Source organism: Paenibacillus sp. QJM3NY_38 (assembly GCF_056173265.1).
Genome location: NZ_CM149665.1, coordinates 4,872,296 through 4,890,353, shown reverse-complemented (window position 1 = coordinate 4,890,353; position 18,058 = coordinate 4,872,296). Strand labels below are relative to the sequence as shown.

The following is an 18,058-nucleotide window of genomic DNA, read 5'->3' as shown; positions in this document are numbered from 1 at the left end:
GAATGAATTCGTAAAGTTCGAAAGGAATTGCGTGCATGAGAAAAAACAAGGATATGAGCCTGTACCCGGCTCTCGCGAAAGATATTCAATGGGGCGTAGTCCGAGCCAGGTTTGCCTTCGGAGATGAAATCGAAGAATCGAAGGTCAGCAATGTCACGATTCTTCCGTTTGCCGGGGATCGCTGCATTATTTTTCAGGTAGCTGACGGAAGCTGGGAGCTTCCCGGAGGAACCCTGGAACCCGGCGAGTCCTATATGGAAGGACTTAGACGGGAGGTTAGGGAGGAGCTTGGCGCAGAACTCGAGTCGTTCCGGGTCTTCGGCCAGTTCCGTTGCGAATCCAGCAGCAAGACACCTTATCGGCCGCATATTCCCCATCCTCATTTTGTCAGATTGGTTGGATACGGGGATGTGCGCATCGTTGGGGAGCCGCTGAATCCAGAGGATGGGGAGCAAGTCATCGCGGTAGAGGCCGTTGATTTGGAGGAAGCCGTGAAGCGATTGGAGGAGACGGGCAGGCAAGATATAGCAGATCTGTACAAGCTGGCTTTTGCCATACGGCAAGAAGACCGTTCGATTCAACTAACTAACGATGAACCATGAGTTGCATGAGGGAACGCGCTTAACAGAAAAGAAGTGTAGACAGTGGAACACGTATTTCAGGAGCTGTTGCAGCATTATTTTCATGGACCTGTGCATTCGATCGATACCGTTCCTTTCGGCATGACGAATGAATCCCGAATTGTAGCAATGAACCAAAAGAAATACGTCGCAAGAATATATAATCGTCATACGAAGAATGAAGAGAGGCTGCGGTTTGAGGTTGAGCTAACAGCTTACTTGGAGCGTTGTGCCTTATCGTTTGATATTCCAGGTTTCGTCTCCAGTAAGGATGATGCGAAGTACGTGGTTATGTCGGACGGTTCCCTGGGCTCCCTGTCACGGTTTATCGAAGGAGAGGTCCCTGATCTATCCAGCATGACCGATGTGCTAAGTTACGGGCGGACAGTTGGGGAATTATCATATGCTCTTCAGCAATTCGAATCGGATTCCTTCGATGTGGTTTGTCCTGCGATTGCGTTCCACGATGTTTACAACCTCCATTCTCTATCGAATCAGACGAAAATTAATGAGTTTTTGGCATGCCCTCCTTTTGATATTGATGCTGAACAGATAGCTGTATTACAAAGATACTATGAATCTGTGTTTAACCATGCAGCTGAACTGAATGCACTGCCTAAACAAATGGTCCATCATGATATTTTAGTTTTTAATCTTTTGATCAATCCCCAGTCCAGGGTGATGAGTGGTGTATTGGATTTTGATTTTGCGGCTATGGACATACGGATATGGGAGCTATCCATTTGTCTGAACCATCTTCTTCAGCATGAAGACCAGACCTTGACAAAGGTCGAGCTTTTTTTAGATGAGTATCGAAAATATATGAGGTTAACTCGTGCAGAGATCCAGTGGATTCCCTATATCATGCAGTTATATTATGTTTCTTTATTAAGCATCTATATCGGGCAGCATGTGGCCGGAAGGAACATCACCTCCTATTTTCACCTGATGTTGAAGCGACTTCGGATCAGAAAAGAATGGATGGAACGAAAGCAGCACGAGTTTGTTGAATTGTTGTATTCGAAATGTTTATGAATGTGTCACGCAAATTACTTCTAGGATGTGAACCACGCTGTGAGATTACCTTATAAAATAGGATATGCCGTTACATTGTTATGGCTGGTATGGATTGTCTACGGGTATGTGAATTACGATGCGATGGCAGACCGCGGCCAGCTCTCCATCGTCCTGCTGAGTGCCGTGATTGGCATTATTCTGCTTCCGATTTATTTTATATCCGTGCTGCTGTTCTATGTCTATAAACGAGGTCCGAAAAAGAAGAAATAAGGGGGCGTAACCTTGAGGGATCGATATCTATTTTTGCTTGGAGGAAATTCCTTTCAAACAGAGGCAAATAGACAATTTATAGAGCAAGCTGGCGGTCCCAACGCCAGAATTGTTTTATGCATTATGAACAGACCGGGCTGGGAGGAGTATGTTCCCCTGTTTCAGCAGATGTGGGCAGAATCAGGTGCCCCGGACTTGCAGGTCATCGTTCCTGGCGAGGATGGAAAGCTGGACATGGAACAGGCTGAACAGGTGTTGTCACAGGCCACGGGGATATTTATTGGCGGGGGCAACACGGAGAAATACCATCACTATTACGCGACCGGTCGTTTTAAAGAGCTGCTGATCAACTGTTATGAGAACGGCGTTCCCATCGCAGGAAATTCGGCGGGCGCCTTGATTCTTCCGGAGACCTGCCTCATATCGCCACTGGATAATGAACAAAGCGTAATGCTGTTTAAGCAAGGGGTAGGGTTGCTTTCGAATGTCTTGATCAGCGTTCATTATACGGAGTGGAGCGACCAGTCCAATCTGCTGGAAGGTATGAGAACGAAGAAGGTGAAGCGCGGGATCGGCATCGATGAGCAGGCCTGTGCCGTATTTATCAATGGGCAGCTGGCTTATAGCTTAGGAGAAGCCGTACATGAAGTAATCTTCGAGGATTTTAACCCGGATCAATATACGATTGTAAAGGGGCTGTCCCATAAGTAGGTGTACTCACTTGGCGGACGCTGAAGGTCTGGACTTTCTCCTGCAGATTCGCCTTGTGCTTGACGACCGCTTTGCAACAGACGAATGTGCAGCAGTTTCCATTGGCTTCAATCTTGGTGCCGTCGATATATGATGACTTTGGTGAGCATCTTGGGATGGTAGCTGTCTCGTCCGCCGCCGGGATAGGTGACCGAAAAGTTGTTGTCCTCGAAGCGATTAACCGCATCATGAACGACGCGAACAAGATGATGCGGACGAATGTCGTCCTCCGATTGCATTAGAGATGAGGATGGTTCATGGTATATTGAATGTACAAAGAAACCGTACCTTTGGTAAAGGGTGGTGGGTCACACTTCCATCTTACCGAGAAACGGTTTCTTTTCGTATGTCTAACGTATATTTTCGCACAACGAAGCGGAGAGGACGAAACGATTCCGGACAAGCGAGAGCGGTCGCCTTTGTCCCCGAATTTCTTCCTTGCCTTCAAACCATTCCAAGAAATTTGGGGGCAACAGCGATGGGAGGAACGATTCGTACACGGAGCGTCTCCTAACCGGAAAAGGGGCATCCCGCGATATCTAAGATCTTTTGGGACACACCCTTTTGTATACCATGGGAAGGATGCCATCTGACAACAATAAGAAAAGCATGGTTTTTTTAGCTCAAGTGTGTCAAGATAGTACGAAAAATAAGCGACTGGGGGAACGGACGGCATGATCTATCATATAATTTCTAAGGAAGCCTGGATGATAGCACGAGAGAATAGATTGTACGAGCCGCCGAGCTTACAAACGGACGGATTCATCCACTGCTCCACAGAGGAGCAAGTCAGCGGAGTCGCCAATACGTTCTACACAGGCAGGACGGATCTATTTGTTCTGGGTATCCAGGAAGATCAGGTGGAAGCGGAGATTGTATATGAGGACTTATATGAGATGAACCAATTGTACCCGCATATATATGGAGGGTTGAACCTGAACGCCGTCCAGAAGATGTATCGTCTTGAGCCGGATGAAGAGGGAGTGTTTACGTTTCAGGCTTCTGCTGAGCTTGAATATAGTGGATAAACCGTGATATGAATTTCAACGTGATACCAAAGGAGGAAACGCAATGATACTCGAAGTGGCCATGCTGCAAGTGAAACCAGGACTTACGTCAGATTTTGAACGCAATTTCCAAATCGCCTCAGGGATCATATCCAAGATGGAGGGTTATATCCATCATGAGCTGAAGCGGTGCCTGGAGGATTCGCACAAATATGTTCTATTGGTAAAATGGGAGACGCTGGAGGATCACACGATAGGTTTTAGGGGATCCGCCGAATATCAGGAATGGAAAGAATTGCTGCATCACTTTTATGATCCATTCCCCGTCGTTGAACATTTTGAAGATGTGTACATAAAGTGACCGTTAAGGCAGGTGTTGGAGATGAGCCTGGAGGATCTTATAAAAGAGGTTTACGGCAGCCCGCCGCTGAAGATCGAGCCCATGTCATTTGGCCATACCAATCAGGTATATAGTGTGACATTATCCGATGAGCAAATCATTCTCAGAACCAATGACAAGCCCGGCGTCCTGGAGCATACGGCGGACAATATTGCGATTCTGTCTTCATTAGGTTTGCCGGTACCGAGGGTGATCCGAACGGATGTATCCATGGAACAGGTCCCCTTTGCTTATATGATACTGGAGCACTTTCCCGGAAGGGACCTCCGATATGAGCTTGAGGGAATGACGCATGAACAAATGACTGAACTTGCCCAGCAGATCATTTCATACCAACGCAGCGTGTCAGAGCTTCCCCGAGGCACCGGATTCGGATGGGTTCCAATCGGAGAGCAGGGGCCCTTCTCATCCTGGACACAGATCATCGATCGTGATATCCGCCAGCATATCGATCACATAATCGATGATGTTACTCCGGAAACTATCGTCCAATTGCAACAAATGAAGCAGCGTTACACGCCTTATTTTGACCAAGTGGAGCCCATCTGTTTCCTTGATGATCTTACGATCAAGAATGTAATTGTGGCCGAAGGCAAGCTTCAGGGTATCGTTGATTTTGATTGGGTCTGCTACGGGGATCCGCTGTACATGATCGCCCTCACCCAGACGGCGGTGGTCTCCGATATTGGAGAGCAGGGGATGCCCTACGTGGAGGCGTTATGCAGGCATTGGGGAATGAAGCAAGAACAGCGGGCGCTGATTGATTTCTACTCTGTTATTCATGCCCTGCAGTTTATCGGCTTTCATAAAAAGGAGCAGAACGATGTCTGCAAACAGCGAATGCTCTCATTCCTATTAGAAAAAATCAACCGCGATACAAACAGAACCGCATGAGCTTAAGAGCCCATGCGGTTCTTGTTATCTTATCGGGAGGTTGGTGCAAATCCCACTCTTGGTTTGTCTCGTTCCTTGGTATTCACGGAAACGTAGCGGATTGCGGATAACGGTACATACAGCATCTCATATTCGTCCTGGTACCGGATAAATTGATCGCCTACTTCCTCCAGCGTGCCGTTCCGCACATAGCTTCCATCCGTAAAATAAATGCTCACTTCCTGATTCAGCAAACTTTTCAGCATATATGGTTCACTCCTTGTGAATAAAATAGAGTATCGGGTCTAACGGATCATGGCCATTATATCGATTGGCGTCACAGTTTCGTGACGATATCGTCAATGATGCCGTATTCCTTCGCTTCTTCCGCCGACATAAAATAATCCCGCTCCATATCCTTTTCGACGCGTTCGACGGATTGACCTGTCCGCTCGGATATAATCTGTGCCAGCTTCTCACGGGTTTTCAGGATGCGTTTTGCCGTAATGGCAATATCGGTAGCCTGCCCCTGCACACCACCCAGCGGCTGATGGATCATGATCTCGCTGTTCGGCAGCGCAAGTCGTTTGCCTTTGGCCCCGGCCAGCAGCAGGATCGCGCCGTAAGAAGCGGCAAAACCGGTGCAGATGGTGTTGACTTGAGGTTTGATAATCTGCATGGTATCGTAAATGCCAAAGCCCGCGGATACCGAACCGCCCGGACTATTGATATACATGTGGATATCCTTCTCAGGATCCTCAGCCGCCAGAAACAACAGCTGTGCGATAATACTGTTCGCGATGGCGTCATCGATGGCTGCACCCACAAACACGATCCGATCCTTCAGCAATCGGGAATAAATATCGTAAGATCGTTCGCCCCGGTTGGTTTGTTCTACAACATAAGGAACAACATTCATGGTTTCATCCTCCATATTCGTTAGGTTTTCAGGTTTCAGCAAGTAAACGAAGAGGCAGCCGCAAAAGATACGGAGAAACCACGAAATAAATTGTTCGAAAATCAAAGTAACGAAAAGATAACTTCATTCGTTTACATTTAAGATATCTTTATCGAGATTAGGAAAGGAGTTGGCTTCCGATGACGATATTTCGACCAAGCGTTACCCCACCGGCTGATCTGAGCTTGGAGGAAATGAATGCTACCCTGCACAGATACTGTCTGTCCCTTACAAACTCCTCATGGGATTCCGATGATCTGGTGCAGGACACTTGGATCAAGGCACTGGAGCATATGAAGCAGCGGAGCCATGTCAACCCCGAAGCGCTGTTGCTTCGGATTGCCAAGAATACATGGATTGACCGGGTTCGCCGGGATCAGACCTATAGACGGATTCTGGAAGAGAAGCTGGAACATGTTTTGCCTAGGGAAGAAGCGTCGAACGAGGACAGCAAACTGAACATCGAGTTCGCTTTTCAATGGCTGCTGGAACACTTGTCGCCCCTGCAGCGAACGGTGCTGGTGCTCCGTGAAGTGTACGAATATTCTGTTTCGGAAACTGCGGTGAAACTGAAAACGACGGAGGGAGCGGTGAAAGCGGCCCTTCATCGAGCTCACAAAGTGCTGCAATCGCTGGATCCGGAGGAAGAGGAACTTGAATTGGCTATGCCGGAAGACGAGGTGATGACCCTGAATCTTCAGGCATTGGCAGAGGCATACCAATCCGGGGACGTTGAAGCGGTCGTGAGACTTATTCAATGGAATAGCAGTGAAGCATCAGCCATCGGTTGCATGGTTCCGATGCAGGTTGAAACTCCGAGCGCAAGTTATATGATGTACGGCGGATATTCGTCCGACATGAGAATGGCTGCGTAAAGCGAAGATTCAAGCAGGTTGATCATACACTTATCGGGAAGGCCGGAGCAGAAGCTGCTCGGGCCTTTTTTTGATGCAGATTCACAACCTTGAGTTTGAAAAAGACCGGCATGAATCTCCGTTCATCATATCGTCATTCAGCGCTTCCGGATGTATACTATAAACCAAGTAGAACCGTTAGGAATGAGGGGTTAGGTTGCAGACCGAAGTGAAGTTGTACACCATGTGCATGATACAAGACGGAAGCAGCGTTCTGCTGATGAACAGACCGGATGCCAAAGGGTTTCCCGGATATATTGCGCCCGGCGGCAAAGTGGATTTTCCGGAAAGCATTGTAAACGGAGCCATTCGGGAGGTGCGGGAAGAAACCGGCTTGATTGTAAAGGACATCGTCTATAAGGGCCTGGAGGAATCGTGTGAGCCGAATACAGGTCTACGGTATATGGTGTTTAATTATTTGGCCACTTCCTTTGAAGGGGAATTGCTGGAGCATCCCCCTGAAGGAGAGCTGTTATGGGTGGACCGGGAAGAGGCATTAAAGCTGCCCATGCAGGATTGGTTTAAACGCCGGTTTCCGTTGTTTTTTGAAGAAGGTACGTTTGAATTAAGCGAGATTTGGGACGAGAAGACCGGGATTGTTCTGGATGAAACCATTAAACAGTATCCGGCGAAATCACCTCAGGCGGCAGGGATCGTTGATTAACGAAGGGAGCGGTGTTCATGATGGTCAGGGCGGTGTTCTTCGATTTATTCGAGACGTTAATTACGGAATTCGCAAACGGCAAGCGGGTGTCCAAGAGGTCCTATGATTATAGGAATAGACTCGGGCTATCCGAAGCGGAGTTTAAACGGGAGTGGAGCATCCGGTTTGAGCAAAGAATGAATGGTCATTTTCCCAACTATCACGCGGTGATCCGGGATATCCTTGACTCACGGGGTTTACCCTATCATCAGGAACACGTAGAGTTTCTCTATCAGTCGAGAGTCGGCGAGAAGAAAACCCCTTTTAATACGATATCGAATGAGATCTGCAGGATGCTGGAGCTTTTGCGTGAAAGGGGTCTGAAGGTGGGCTTGATCAGCAATTGCTCGGAAGAAGAGGTGATTTCTTTTGGCCAGAGCGGATTGGCGCCTTACTTCGATGACGTTATCTTCTCATATGAAGTTGGGGTAGCCAAACCGAACCCGGAAATCTATCGAATGGCCTGTGACCGATTGGGCGTAACACCACAGGAATCTCTGTTTATCGGGGATGGCGGTTCAGATGAGCTGAGAGGCGCCAGCAATGCCGGTCTTAGGCCATTTCACGCCTATTGGTTCAACACGTTTATTGAGAGCGAGTATGAGAAGATCCATCAACCGCTGCAAGTGCTGGATCTTATCGAATCTTCTATTAAAAAGGAGTCGCCCAACAATGAAACTGCTGGTATTATCCCCTGATGGTAGACAGTGAAAAAAGAGGACATGTTACAATGAACTCAAACACTGGATACCGGAGGGGATTTTTGTTATGCCAGCGAAGAAAGGTCAAACTTTTAATCGATATAGTGAAGAAACGAAGAAAGAGGCCGTTCGTTTGCGAGTGGAAGAAGGTTGGGCGTACAGCCGGATTATGGAGAAGTTTGGAATTAAAAGTGAGAGCCAGATTATCACATGGGTACGTAAAAGCCAGAACGGAGAGAGTTTTGAGGATTACCGGGGACGCTGGACGAAGAAGCATTTTAGCAGTGCAGAAGAAGAAAATGCTTATCTGAAAGCGCAGGTAGAATATCTAAAAAAGCTCAATCCGAACTTACACGGGGAGGGAAGCTGGATTTCGAAGCCCGGTGCCAGTCCATTCAAGAAATAAGCAAATGGGCTCCCGTGGTTTGGCTGTGTAGGATCGCTGAAATTTCACGTGCAGGTTACTACAAATGGAAAAAGAACGCTATCCTTAGAGAGAAACGAGCAGACCGGGATGCGGATCTGAAAGCACACATATTGGGCATTCATCGGCTTCGTCCTTATTTCGGTTACAAACGTATGCGAACTGCTTTAGGAAAAGAAGGCTTGGTGGTGAATCACAAAAAGGTGCGTCGCTTGATGAGAGAACTTCATATTCGCTCCGTGATTCGCAAGAAGCGTCCCTTTGCTGGCCGGAAACCGTCAGTCCTGTTTCGTAATGTCTTGAATCGAGAATTTAGGGCTACGGCTCCTGAGCAGAAGCTGGTGACGGATATTACGTATGTCCGGATTGGACATGAGTTTGCTTATCTCTCGGTGGTGATGGATCTGTATAACAACGAGATTGTGGCCTGGGAACTCTCCGAACGAAATGACTTAAAACTCGTTACAGACACGGTGAAGAAACTGAAATGTGGACCTACCTTGCTCCATTCGGACCAAGGGTTTCAATATACAACACAAAGCTATGCCAAGTTGCTTGAAGAGAAGAAGCTAACAGGAAGCCATTCCAGGCGTGGGAACTGCTATGACAATGCTTGTATTGAGTCGTTCTTCTCCCACTTAAAGACGGAGAAGTTGTATTTGGAGAAGCCTCAGAATCTGGAGCAAGCCAGGAGCCAAATCACGGAGTACATTTTGTTTTACAACAAGGAACGTTTCCAAAACAAACTGGGCGACCTCTCCCCGATTGAGTTTCGGGAGAAAGTCGCCGCTTAATAAAATTTCTCTTTTTTTATTGTCTACTTGACGGGGCTATGACCACTGCAGGCTATTAACCATCTCTGTTTTTCTGTTTCGGAATTGGAACGGTCCATCGCTTTTTATAGGGACGTATTTGAAGCCAAACTGCTGGTTAAAGGGAGAAAGCTGGCTTATTTTGATCTGAACGGACTGTGGATTGCTTTAAATGAAGAAGATGTCGACAGGAGCACCTCGAATAGAACATATACGCATATTGCCTTTACTATGGAAGAGGAGGAGTATGAAACAACGCTGCTTCGTCTGCAAGCGCTCCAGGTGGAGATTCTGCCGGGAAGGGCAAGGGACGAGAAGGACAAGAAGTCGATCTACTTCCTGGACCCGGATGGGCATATGTTCGAGTTTCATACGGGCTCCATGAATGACAGGCTGGACTATTACCGGGCGGATAAAGAGCATATGACCTTTTACGATGCCGAATAGTTGGGGAACGAACGATTCCAATAGCAGATCGAGGAGATGAGCCGATGAACCTTGCCAACAAAATAACGATAGCCAGAATAATGCTGATTCCATTATTTATTCTTTTTTTTGCCGAGTATCCGCTATGGCTGACCGAGAACAGCCGCTTCTTCGGATTTATTCATGTTTATGGAACCTACATCGCGCTGGGCGTGTTCATTCTTGCTTCGGCTACGGACAAGCTGGATGGTTACATCGCGAGGAAATACAATCAAATCACGAATCTTGGAAAACTACTGGATCCGCTCGCAGATAAACTGCTCATATCGGTTGCCTTAATCATGATGGTTCAATCAGGGATGGTCGCGACATGGATTGCCGTTGCCATCATTGCGCGGGAATTTGTGATCACAGGGCTTAGGATGGTTGCATCCGAGCAGGGAATCGCATTGTCCGCTGACAGTCTCGGCAAATTGAAAATGGTACTTCAGGTGATAGCCATTGCAGCGGTATTGCTGGATAATTATCCGTTTCAGCTTGTCACTATGATTCAAGTGGATGAAATTCTCATGCTTGCAGCAGTGGCCTTGACGATATATTCGGGCTTTCACTATCTGTTGAACAATTATAAACTCATAAAATTGAGCTGATCTAAGCAGGATGAGCGTTATCCCGGCTTGCCTGATTGGAACAGCTGTCCATTTTATCATGCCGGATTTTTTTCGAGATCCGGTGCTGGGAAAACATCCTACTTTGTGCCTATTTTGGCGTCAGAAGGTAACGATTTCATCCGGGACTGTCGATATAGAGATAGACTGAAAAAAAGCCTGAGAGACAGAAGGTACAAAGGAGAGAAATAAATGAGCTTAAACAGAAAGACAACGAAGATGTTTCTTGTCGTTGTGATGATGTTGGCGATGGTTTTTCCAACCAGCGTATTCGCCGCCTCCGGGGACGTAACGTCGATTGAATTTGATACGAACGAGAGCAAAATTTACTTAACCGTTAATGAAACTTCGGAACAACTTCGAGTATTGGCTAACATTGAAGGCTCTTCTACGAAGAAGGATGTAACCAATGAGTCGACGTGGACTTCGTCCAACACGAGAATCGTAAAGGTTGACGGTGGACTCATCATTCCACTGGAGAAAGGTACAGCCCGAATTACGGCAAAATACAAGGGCGCGATCAAGACGATTGACGTCGACGTTAAATTTGCCATTGACGAGTTTAAACTGGATCAGCCCGATAAAGTGGAGCATAAGCTTGGAACGGAAGGTCTAACCGTTAAAGCATTGGCTGATGGAACGAATGACGTGACCACGGAAGCGAAATGGACCACTTCCGATGACAGCGTTGTAAAAGTAAGCAAAGGAGAACTGACCCTTGTAGGTTTGGGAAGCGCAACCGTGACTGCGGAATACAAAGGGCTTAAGGCTTCTTTTACGGTTAAAGTCGTTGCGCCTTACCAAAAGCTTGCGATCGTGCCGGGCGAAGATCAGGAGCTCTTGGTTGGCGATGCGCCTGTTGAGCTGAAAGTATTCGCTAAGCAGTCGGAGACCGATACAGGTATGGACGTGACGGATAAGATAGAGCTTAAATCATCCAATTCCTCCGTAGCTACGATTGAGGATGGCAAGCTAAAGCCGGTTGCGTTGGGTAAATCTACGATCAGCGTGAGCTATCTGGGTTCAACGGCCAAATTGGATGTGTATGTGCGCAATCCTTATGAAGCTTTGATTCTGGATCAGACGGATTTCGTCAAGAATCCGGTTCTGTTCATGAATGATTCGATTACGGTACAAGCCAAGGTTCGCAACGCCGCTTCGCAATCCATTGACGTGCCTGGGGAATGGACCTCATCCAACCCGCTGGCCGTATCCGTTAATGGTGGCGTGATTACAGCGAGAGCTTCGGGAACTTCCACCATCAAGGTGAGTTACTTGGGAATCAGTAAAGAATTCACGGTAAAAGTATATCCGACCGTGACCAAGTTTGAGGCAGCCGAAACGGAAGTGGATGTGCTCAAAGGTGAATCCAAATCCTTCCCTAAAGTGACGGGAACGCTTCTGGACGACGAGAAAGAGGACTTCAGCAGCGCGGTTATCTGGACTTCCAGCGATGAGAAAGTGGTAACGACCGAAGACGGCAAAATTAAAGCCATTGATGCCGGTACAGCAACGATCACCGGTAAGATCGGTTCCAGAGAAGTAGCGACGGTGCCGGTTACTGTCAATGAAAAAGTGCTGGTGCTGCTGCCGGATGTAGAAGAGTATCAGCTGGTTATGGGCAGAAGCATTGCGCTGCCGAAAGTAAATGCTGTATTTGAAGATGGTACGGAGAGTGATGTGACTTCTTCCGTTGAATGGTCACTGACGGGCTCTGCGGCTGTCATTAAAGACGGTACGATCAAGGGATTAACGAAAGGCTCGACCACGCTGAAAGGCACTTACCTGAATAAAGAAGTCAAGATTCCGGTCGTGGTTGAACAGGAAGTTGTGAAGATCGTTGTAGAGCCGGAGAATATCGACCTCAACATCAAGAAATCCAAATCGATTAAAGTTACAGGCTATTACAGCAACGGCAAAACGGTTTCGCTCTCATCCAAGATGAATTGGAGTTCTTCGGACACTGCGATTGTGACGGTATCCAGAACCTCCGTTAAAGCAGTTGCCGAGGGAACGGCTACGATTACGGGTTCTTACCAAGGCAAAGAGGCTACAGTCAAGGTAAACGTAGTTCCGAAATTAAAGAAATTGACGGCAAGCGAGAAGAAACTGAACTTGAAGCCCGGTGACGTCAAAACCGTTACGGTTACGGCCGAATTCGATACCGGCGCGAAAACAAATGTTGGAGACGCCGCCGTTTGGACAACCAGCAACTCCAGCGTTGCCAAAGTAACGAACGGACGTATTGAAGCGATCGCGAAGGGAACCGCCCGCATTAAAGGGCAGTACAATTCAAAGACCGTATCCATCACCGTCTCTGTCAAATAGGACAGCAGATTAGCAGCAGCCCGGCTTTTTAGAAGCCGGGCTGCTGTCTTTTCTAAGAGGGTTCTGCAGTTAGCTGGAAGTCAAAATACCATGCTGCTATTTTTTAAGAAACCAGGCAAGCAGATGTCCATTAAATACTTCTAGCGATTTCACATGGAAATCCGTCGCTTCCGATAAGACATACAATTCGTCGATCGTATAATATTTCATCTCTGCATCGATAAACCCGTCGCCGGTCCGGTAGTAAGGCATATGGAGGAGATCCGGATCGGAATGAGCAGGGGCAAAGTGCCGTTTCCATGGTGTAGAGATGAGCAGGCTGCCGCCTGGCATCAAACTTTCATGAATTTTGCGGAGGACCGGTATGGGATTGTAATTCATATGCTCAAGCACTTCCGTAAACAGAGCGACATCGTATCGATCGTTTCCCGGAATATCCTCAGCTTCAATATTGCATTGGCTCCATCGGATCCCATAATCCTGCTCCAGCTCCACGGACCAATAATCCGCGATTCGATCCAGACCGTATGCTTGGGCTCCGGACAGGACGCTGTACATCAAGAGTGTACCGTAAGCAGCGCCAATATCCAGTACCTTGGTGCCTCGGTTTACAAGCAGCGAGTCCAGAGTCTCGAGCAGCGGAAACCAGTAGCTGGCTTCCTCATTCTTGTAAACAGACAAGTAGTGACTCTCGTTCCGCTTAACATGATAGGAGGAGATGATCGCTTGGGCGCGGGACAGTTTCTCTTCAGGCGATTGCTTATGATAAAGGGGTTGATTCCATTGGTTCTCGGCAGTTTCGGGTAACGGTCCCACCATTCCAACGCTGACGAGCAGGTATCCAGGCACATTGCGCTTCTCTTGTTCCGGGAGTCCATGGTACCACATCGTCAGCCAATGCTTGACGGTCTGGGAATCCCGGATAAAATCAAGGAAATCCAGACTGTCCAAGAAGCCGATGCTGCTCTCCTCGATAAACGATATTCCGCATCGCTCAAATGAATCCTTGAAAGTAAAGGCTGGGCGCTCCATACCGTACATCCAGGTGCCGAGCTGTTCCGCGGCTTCTTTACCTGCACGGTACGGCAAACACTCCGCAAAAGGGGTGAGGACTATAATCGTTCCTCCCGGTTTGGTGACCCGCATCATTTCTCTCAAAATCGTGATCTGCTCGTCCTCTTCAAAATGCTCAAGAACACCTGCATTCCAGGTTATATCGAATTGCTGGTCGGGAAGCTGCATTTCCCTAATGTCGGAGTGAACAAAGGTGCCCGGAACCTTAGCCTTATAAAATGCGCTTCGGCTGTTGAACAGGGCATTCTCGGAATAATCGACTAAAGTTACTTCTGCATGCTCAGCCGCCAGACGAAGCGAAATTTTGCCTGTCCCCGAACCAGCCTCAAGTATGCGTTTGCCCTGAATGCCTCCTGATACCTCCATGATCTTATCGTATATGGTTTGGCTCAATGAATCCCAATGATAGGATACCTCCCGGGACGACCATAGCTGGTCCCATATCAACTTCTGCTGCTCATTCTGTAGCATATTATTCGCTCACTCCTTTGTGGTCTGGCGTAAATTTCCGAAACAGCTGGAGGAATCCCTCGGAGCCATGGTGAATATCAGCCAGTTCCCTTAAACCATAGGCACCATATTGATGAAACAAGCCGTTTTCGTTCTTGGAAAAATCAATATATTTATCCGGAAGCGACATGCGCTGCGCCATCGTTGCGTGGTATACCCAGGATTCCAGGCAGCACTTCGGCCTCCATTTCGTTCGGGTTCCCATGTAATAACGCATGCCCAGCAGCAGGCTATCATCCTCATACCCTTGCTTGCCGGAAAGGAAACGGGGATCATACCCGCCAATCTTGCGCAGTATATCCGCTCGGTGAACGACCGGATGCACGAATCCATCCGCGGTGCCTTCTCTTGGGAGCTGCTGAAGCGTTTCGCAGATCCCTTCCGGTGTATCCGGCAGAAGAATGAACGCTCCCAGCGGCTGCAGTTCCCCGCTCGAAGTAACGATGCCGGGTGAAACCATGGGCTCGTCTGTACGCTCCAGATAGCGAAGAAGGGGGGCGTACCAGTTCGGCGGAAATATCATATCGACATGAATTTCAGATAAGTATTCGATTTGCGGAAAGTGCTCCCATATAAACTCAAAGCATGCTTGCCTGGCTGCAGCGATGCCAATATTCGTTCCGTTCCCGCGAATCATAGCGGATATGCCTTGTGTTTGCAGCCAATCGTGCAGTTCTTCATTCGTTAGGCACCCTTGATTAAATAGAACTGTCACGTGATCTTGGGAGCGCTGGAGACTGCCCAGCGCCAGGCTTGCCATATCTAAATCGTGCTCGCGTGAGCTCTCCCGGATGAATAATGGCATTGTATGAATAATCCGCATGTCCATCGCTTTCTTGCCACCGCTGCTCATGATTCCACCCATTCAACCAGTGATGGCGACTCATCCAGGATGGAGTCGTACTGTTCCTTCCAGCCGAATTTCGCTTCAGGATCAAGCTGTCGATAGCGCTTGTATTTCTCAAGCCTGTATTCCGGTTTGGCCCACCCGTAATGTTTAAGACGAATGGCGGACAGATGATGTGGGAGTTCGAATACATTTGCCGGAAACCTTCCACAGTGCTGAGCCGTCTCTTTCCAGTAATAATGTACTTCGGGACGGTAACGCAGAAGAAACGGGCGATAGGTTTTATGTGAGCTCCAATAATTATCATCCCGGTAATGGGTTTCATTCCAGAAGTCATAGAGCCGGAAGCAATACAAATCGAATTCTTGTTGTTCAAGCATAGCCGGAAGCTCGCCCACAAAGGCGGATTCGAACCATTCGTCTGCATCAAGATTCAGGATCCATTCGGGATGAACGTTCAAAGTTTCACGCCACTGCAGTTTACGGAGCTCGATTTCATTGTGAAACAGGGAAGATTCGTTGCGGATCAGCCGCAGCGGAATTCCCTTCAATATGTCCATGCATACATCGAGTGTATTGTCTGTACTGGCATCATCAATAATAACGGCCTGATCAATATAGCAGCGATGCTGTTCAAGCGCTTGCCGCAAATAGCGGTTGCCTTCATTTCGCAGTACTATCGTAAGGGTGAGAGATGGGCGGGCAGTGCCTGCAGCAGCTGTGACTTTTCGAAGGCAGCGCACTTCATGTTCTTCAAATTGACGAAGCTTAACCTCAGGGATGGACGAAATCTCCTCTGTTGCCTGCAGAAACAGCTTGGCATTGTGAAGGTCACTTTCACGGTAAATGTGATAGGCCGGATAGTGAGTATCTACATATAAGGTAAAGCCCAGCGCGGCGGCCCGGATGCAGAAATGCCGATCCTCCCCCCAAAAGGATAAGTTATAGATGCGTTTATAGTTAACTCCACGCAGGAGCGCCTGGCGATGGATTAATGTGCAGGCTCCGAGCCCGCCCACTTCATATACTCCCGGCTCCGTTAACCGGCTGACAAACTGCTGGTAACGCTGCTCCTTCTCTGCTTCATCCAACGTTTCGCCTGCGCTTTGTTCGTATTGGATATATTCATCCTTTAGCCATACCTGGGGTTGGGGCCGTGCATCTGGCTGCCAACGTGTCCAGAAAATTTCTGAGATGATCTCTTTATTAATTGCGACGAGATGGTTCAATGTTTGAGGCGTTAGCAGCAGATCCGAATCGACGAGGAACAAATAGTCATAATGTAAATCAAGCGCGTATTGAATGATTTTGTTCTTATAATCAGCTACTTTCCAAATTAACGGTTCATTCCAATAATGCGTTGTCTCGTTGCGGATATAATCGTAATCGTCGCTATGAGCGTTATGGATAACAACATGATTTGTTTCCCTCATAAATCGGCTCAGATGTGCGCTGGATAACTCATCGTTGTTGTCATCAATAAAGAAGTAGCTCACATCAAGATGATCGTGTTCCAGCCGGCGTAATGAAGTCAGAAAATAGTCCAGGATTTCAGGCTTTTGCCGTACGGGACTGCCGATCAGAACACGTCTGCGTTCCTTGGCTGTCATGGACTCGGCCTTTCTTGGTCATTTTGAAGCTCCTGCAGCTTGTTTTGAAAATATTCCTGGTTCGCCAGTATCGTCTCATCACCTGGGCGATAGACAAGCGCCTGCTCATTATGCTGATTGGCAAGAGCATGGGCTCCGATCCGGTCGTAACAAACGGCCAATTGCAGGTGAGGCAGCCAGGTGGAGAAGGAGGGGTTGTGAAATCCCATATAACCCGGAGGCAGCTCTAGCTCGGTCGCCAGTTTATACCAGTAAATGGCCGTATCGTAGTTGTTTTTCACGAAAAAATGGTAACCAATGCGGCAGCAGAATTCGGACCGCGGTGGCGCATAATGCAGGGATCTGATAGAGGATTCAAAAGAGGCTTGCCCGTTACCGAGTTCGTGATGGCAATCGGATAGCCTGCTGCAGGCCGTGAGTATATCCTCTATCCAACCCTGTTCCGTATGTAAAAATTGTTCGTAATAATCAATAGCTTTCTCGAATTGGCCGTGATCCTTCAATTCATTCGCATAATAGAATAAATCTCGTGGCGTGAACGATTCGCCAGCCGTCTCACGCTTCTCGTAGATTCTAAGATTCCGGCCGGTATCGGGGTCATGCTTCGAGCTGAGATGGGTAATCGCGATATCGCTATTGATAATATTGCCGTAGACCTCTAGATACTCATGGACGGGTCCGATCCATCGGAAGCCTCTGTTTCGCTTCACAAGACGGTTGCGCCGGAGACTGAAGGTGACATTGCCAAATTCGTCCGAACTTAAGTGGTAGAGCATGGTAACGGAATCGATGCCGGATGTAAGGTTTTCTTTAAGCGTTTTTAACTTGAGCTGGTCTTCTTCCAGCAGTATGTCGTCAGCATCGAGCCACAGGATATAGTCCTGGGTAGCCTTACTAAAAGCGAAATTACGCGCAGCCGAGAAATCGTCAATCCACTCAAAATCAAAGATGAGCTCTGTAAAGGATTGAGCGATTTCTTTTGTACGATCGGTAGATCCTGTATCGACAATGATGATCTCATCCACGATGTCGGCAACACAGGATAAACAGCGGTTTAACACGAGTTCCTCGTTTTTTACGATCATGCACAGGCTGATAGTGTTCAATGAAATTACCCCCATGTATGGTTTTGATTCATAACAATAT

General features: G+C 47.8%; 20 protein-coding genes and 1 pseudogene. 14 read left to right on the top strand and 7 right to left on the bottom strand.

Features of this window, described 5'->3' with window-relative positions:
* Nucleotides 1-35: 35 nt before the first annotated feature.
* Genes AC0VZ8_RS22530 through AC0VZ8_RS22515 form a run of 4 tightly spaced genes read left to right on the top strand, consistent with a single transcriptional unit; the run spans nt 36 to nt 2,618 of the window.
* Nucleotides 36-602, top strand: coding sequence for an NUDIX hydrolase (locus tag AC0VZ8_RS22530; RefSeq protein WP_475484444.1), 567 nt, complete (start codon nt 36-38; stop codon nt 600-602).
* Between the two features lie 42 nt (nt 603-644).
* Nucleotides 645-1,655: a phosphotransferase enzyme family protein gene (locus tag AC0VZ8_RS22525; protein WP_475484443.1), complete on the top strand. Its 1,011-nt coding sequence runs from the start codon at nt 645-647 to the stop codon at nt 1,653-1,655.
* A gap of 39 nt (nt 1,656-1,694) precedes the next feature.
* Nucleotides 1,695-1,907 (top strand): hypothetical protein, encoded by a 213-nt coding sequence (locus AC0VZ8_RS22520; protein ID WP_071219921.1) that lies wholly within the window; start codon nt 1,695-1,697, stop codon nt 1,905-1,907.
* 12 nt (nt 1,908-1,919) lie between these two features.
* Entirely contained in the window at nt 1,920-2,618 is a 699-nt protein-coding gene (locus AC0VZ8_RS22515) for a cyanophycinase (protein ID WP_475484442.1), read from the top strand.
* Nucleotides 2,619-2,643: 25 nt separating this feature from the next.
* Here AC0VZ8_RS22515 and AC0VZ8_RS22510 read toward each other — a convergent pair.
* A pseudogene (locus AC0VZ8_RS22510) lies at nt 2,644-2,934 on the bottom strand (transposase); the annotation flags it as partial.
* 397 nt (nt 2,935-3,331) lie between these two features.
* Between AC0VZ8_RS22510 and AC0VZ8_RS22505 the strand changes: the two are divergent.
* The 3 genes from AC0VZ8_RS22505 to AC0VZ8_RS22495 are packed head-to-tail and all read left to right on the top strand — an operon-like array spanning nt 3,332 to nt 4,958.
* Nucleotides 3,332-3,685 (top strand): DUF952 domain-containing protein, encoded by a 354-nt coding sequence (locus AC0VZ8_RS22505; RefSeq protein WP_260065931.1) that lies wholly within the window; start codon nt 3,332-3,334, stop codon nt 3,683-3,685.
* A 43-nt stretch (nt 3,686-3,728) separates the two neighbouring features.
* Nucleotides 3,729-4,025 carry an antibiotic biosynthesis monooxygenase family protein gene (locus AC0VZ8_RS22500; RefSeq protein ID WP_071219926.1) on the top strand — a complete coding sequence of 99 codons (297 nt, stop codon included), beginning with the start codon at nt 3,729-3,731 and terminating at the stop codon, nt 4,023-4,025.
* 21 nt (nt 4,026-4,046) lie between these two features.
* Nucleotides 4,047-4,958 carry a phosphotransferase family protein gene (locus tag AC0VZ8_RS22495; RefSeq protein WP_475484441.1) on the top strand — a complete coding sequence of 304 codons (912 nt, stop codon included), beginning with the start codon at nt 4,047-4,049 and terminating at the stop codon, nt 4,956-4,958.
* A 29-nt stretch (nt 4,959-4,987) separates the two neighbouring features.
* On the opposite strand, the gene AC0VZ8_RS22490 is transcribed toward AC0VZ8_RS22495, so the two are convergent.
* Both AC0VZ8_RS22490 and clpP read right to left on the bottom strand, forming a co-directional pair.
* A complete protein-coding gene (locus tag AC0VZ8_RS22490; RefSeq protein WP_475484440.1) occupies nt 4,988-5,203 on the bottom strand; it encodes a hypothetical protein in 216 nt (71 codons plus the stop codon).
* Nucleotides 5,204-5,274: 71 nt separating this feature from the next.
* Nucleotides 5,275-5,856, bottom strand: a complete 582-nt coding sequence (gene clpP, locus AC0VZ8_RS22485) for an ATP-dependent Clp endopeptidase proteolytic subunit ClpP (protein WP_071219929.1) — start codon at nt 5,854-5,856, stop codon at nt 5,275-5,277.
* Between the two features lie 179 nt (nt 5,857-6,035).
* Here clpP and AC0VZ8_RS22480 point away from each other — a divergent pair, with 179 nt between their 5' ends.
* The 7 genes from AC0VZ8_RS22480 (at nt 6,036) to AC0VZ8_RS22450 (ending at nt 12,871) form a co-directional block, all read left to right on the top strand.
* Complete coding sequence (locus AC0VZ8_RS22480; RefSeq protein ID WP_475484439.1) at nt 6,036-6,770, top strand: RNA polymerase sigma factor; 735 nt, start codon at nt 6,036-6,038, stop codon at nt 6,768-6,770.
* A 223-nt stretch (nt 6,771-6,993) separates the two neighbouring features.
* Nucleotides 6,994-7,473, top strand: coding sequence for an NUDIX domain-containing protein (locus AC0VZ8_RS22475; protein WP_475487739.1), 480 nt, complete (start codon nt 6,994-6,996; stop codon nt 7,471-7,473).
* Between the two features lie 17 nt (nt 7,474-7,490).
* Nucleotides 7,491-8,210 (top strand): HAD family hydrolase, encoded by a 720-nt coding sequence (locus AC0VZ8_RS22470; RefSeq protein WP_475484438.1) that lies wholly within the window; start codon nt 7,491-7,493, stop codon nt 8,208-8,210.
* Nucleotides 8,211-8,280: 70 nt separating this feature from the next.
* A protein-coding gene (locus AC0VZ8_RS22465) for an IS3 family transposase (protein ID WP_475484437.1) occupies nt 8,281-9,431 on the top strand; the annotation gives its coding sequence in 2 pieces (ribosomal slippage) (nt 8,281-8,542 and nt 8,542-9,431; 1,152 coding nt in all).
* Between the two features lie 45 nt (nt 9,432-9,476).
* Nucleotides 9,477-9,896: a metallothiol transferase FosB gene (fosB, locus tag AC0VZ8_RS22460; protein WP_475487738.1), complete on the top strand. Its 420-nt coding sequence runs from the start codon at nt 9,477-9,479 to the stop codon at nt 9,894-9,896.
* A gap of 44 nt (nt 9,897-9,940) precedes the next feature.
* Nucleotides 9,941-10,525: a CDP-diacylglycerol--glycerol-3-phosphate 3-phosphatidyltransferase gene (gene pgsA / locus AC0VZ8_RS22455; protein WP_260065925.1), complete on the top strand. Its 585-nt coding sequence runs from the start codon at nt 9,941-9,943 to the stop codon at nt 10,523-10,525.
* A gap of 210 nt (nt 10,526-10,735) precedes the next feature.
* Nucleotides 10,736-12,871, top strand: a complete 2,136-nt coding sequence (locus tag AC0VZ8_RS22450) for an Ig-like domain-containing protein (protein WP_475484436.1) — start codon at nt 10,736-10,738, stop codon at nt 12,869-12,871.
* Nucleotides 12,872-12,967: 96 nt separating this feature from the next.
* Here AC0VZ8_RS22450 and AC0VZ8_RS22445 read toward each other — a convergent pair whose 3' ends face one another.
* Genes AC0VZ8_RS22445 through AC0VZ8_RS22430 form a run of 4 tightly spaced genes read right to left on the bottom strand, consistent with a single transcriptional unit; the run spans nt 12,968 to nt 18,018 of the window.
* On the bottom strand, nt 12,968-14,416 hold the full coding sequence (locus tag AC0VZ8_RS22445; RefSeq protein ID WP_475484435.1) for a methyltransferase domain-containing protein: 1,449 nt from the start codon (nt 14,414-14,416) through the stop codon (nt 12,968-12,970).
* 1 nt (nt 14,417) lies between these two features.
* The gene (locus AC0VZ8_RS22440; protein WP_475484434.1) at nt 14,418-15,308 is read right to left on the bottom strand and encodes a glycosyltransferase family protein; all 891 of its coding nucleotides are present in this window, start codon (nt 15,306-15,308) and stop codon (nt 14,418-14,420) included.
* On the bottom strand, nt 15,305-16,912 hold the full coding sequence (locus AC0VZ8_RS22435) for a glycosyltransferase (protein WP_475484433.1): 1,608 nt from the start codon (nt 16,910-16,912) through the stop codon (nt 15,305-15,307). The genes AC0VZ8_RS22440 and AC0VZ8_RS22435 overlap by 4 nt, the downstream gene beginning before the upstream one ends.
* A complete protein-coding gene (locus tag AC0VZ8_RS22430) occupies nt 16,909-18,018 on the bottom strand; it encodes a glycosyltransferase (RefSeq protein ID WP_475484432.1) in 1,110 nt (369 codons plus the stop codon). The genes AC0VZ8_RS22435 and AC0VZ8_RS22430 overlap by 4 nt, the downstream gene beginning before the upstream one ends.
* Between the last annotated feature and the right edge of the window lie 40 nt (nt 18,019-18,058).